Raw genomic sequence first — 1,684 nt, 5'->3', positions numbered from 1 at the left:
GAAGTCAGTGTTATTAAGGCTATCCATGGCTAAATTTCACAATAATTCATCAATCCTAATTAGACCACATTTTTACTTTAATTGGTGTTAGGTGTTCCTCAAACCAACTCATGATTACGACTACATTATTTCTGATTCCAGCTGTGAGGTGACTCGAGCATTATTTCAAACGTATATAGCTTTAAGTTTAGCATTCAGATACTCGAGCCATACGCGCTGTAGATGTTTCCTTTATTAAGTGAGCGGCTCTCAGTATTAGTTAACAGCCTTTCGGCTACGAAATCTGACTTCTGCTCTATCTGTGAATCTATAGGATACGTGTAATTAGGGCTCTATCATGGAGGCTTCTGCTAAGAGCGCTATAGCCCTTAATGAGTCGACTTAATAGCTCTTGTTATACATTCAGCTTAAACCACTCTCGATAGCATCAAGCGCTTTGTTCGAAGCATTTCAAAGGATGGAAGCGGAGTAGATTCAGCTTGAAAGGTGAGAGTTGTTAGGTTGCGCTCCAAAGTTGTGCTTAAGGGATATATAAGATAAGAAATAAAGCATCCCTCGTATCCGTGCCTACACGTGCAGTGAGGTTCATCCCCCAACTGATTGCGATGTTCTCTGGTTCTAGAGGATGGTATTTTAGGATGTTTACCGGTCTGTCTTCGATTCTGATGTGCTTGTTGACTCGATATGAATTAGTTGTTTGACCACTTAGCTCTGAACATATTGATTTCTTGTTGGTTAGTTCAAGTTATGTTTTGGTTATTGCGACTAAGATGAGCTAGAAGGTCACTACTGTTTGCTTAGTAAGAATAGAAAATCCCCGAAACCATCGGCGGATAGTTTTGTGATTATTTTAAGAGCTGGATAAAGCCTTAAACCTAATGGGTCGAATTATGAAATTGAGTTTTAACTTTGAAGATGCGAGCCAGATCTTTGTGGGATCTTTTGCCTTGGCCGTGCCGATTTCTTTTTCTGAAGAGGCTTGGAAGTTAGGGGAGACTTTACCTACCGCTAATCTATTGCTGCTATTTTTACTGTCTGCGGTGTTCTTAGGCTTCTATACGTATGAGAGTGTCTTTCAAAAAGATGTTGTTGCTCGGTTGCCGGTGTTTATTTTCAGAATAGTGATTGCTTATGTTATGACGGCATTGGTCGTTGCTTTGGTACTGACTTGCCTGGACAAATTACCTCTATTGAGTGATCCCGTCGTATCGATCAAAAGAGTGATTGTTATTTCAATGCCAGCCTCTATGGGCGCTATTGTAGTGGATAGTTTTGATAAAGAGTAATCTGTGTATTAATTTGGATTGAAGTGTCTTACAGAGCTTTTCAGCGCTTACTTGATTCGTTATTTAGCTTTCTTACCTCCAAACTTAGTATTGATTTTTTCAACCGATCTCCTAGTCAATAAAATGAGTAGCAACGTACTGTGACTGACTCTTACGTGAATGTGTCGTTTGTTGTTGGGAGATTTTGAAGAGCATTAAGTAGCGAAGATTTGTAGCTTTGGAAGGATATAAAAACGGTTGGTTTCTGAATTGAATACGGTATTTGAAAGGTGAGGGTAGTTGTATTAATAAGTTAGGATCTTTAGATGCAAAAAAGCCGCATCAATGATGCGGCTTCTTTTAATTGGCTCCCCTTGCAAGACTTGAACTTGCGACATACGGATTAACAGTCCGCCGTT

The 1,684-nt window shown here is 39.6% G+C and carries 1 protein-coding gene; it reads left to right on the top strand.

Annotated elements, in window-relative coordinates; all coding sequences use genetic code 11:
• Window positions 1-890 precede the first annotated feature (890 nt).
• Window positions 891-1,286 carry a DUF2391 family protein gene (locus AB6E30_RS22450; protein WP_017060180.1) on the top strand — a complete coding sequence of 132 codons (396 nt, stop codon included), beginning with the start codon at window positions 891-893 and terminating at the stop codon, window positions 1,284-1,286.
• Window positions 1,287-1,684 lie beyond the last annotated feature (398 nt).

This window comes from Vibrio sp. 10N.247.311.12 (assembly GCF_041467515.1).
Lineage (GTDB): Bacteria > Pseudomonadota > Gammaproteobacteria > Enterobacterales > Vibrionaceae > Vibrio > Vibrio crassostreae_C.
The sequence above is the reverse complement of the archived record's forward strand: the minus strand, read 5'-3'. Positions and strand labels throughout refer to the sequence as shown.

Bases quoted from the DNA above. Each gene is read 5' to 3' on its own strand.
- AB6E30_RS22450 (WP_017060180.1), top strand. From the start codon at position 891: ATGAAATTGAGTTTTAACTTTGAAGATGCGAGCCAGATCTTTGTGGGA.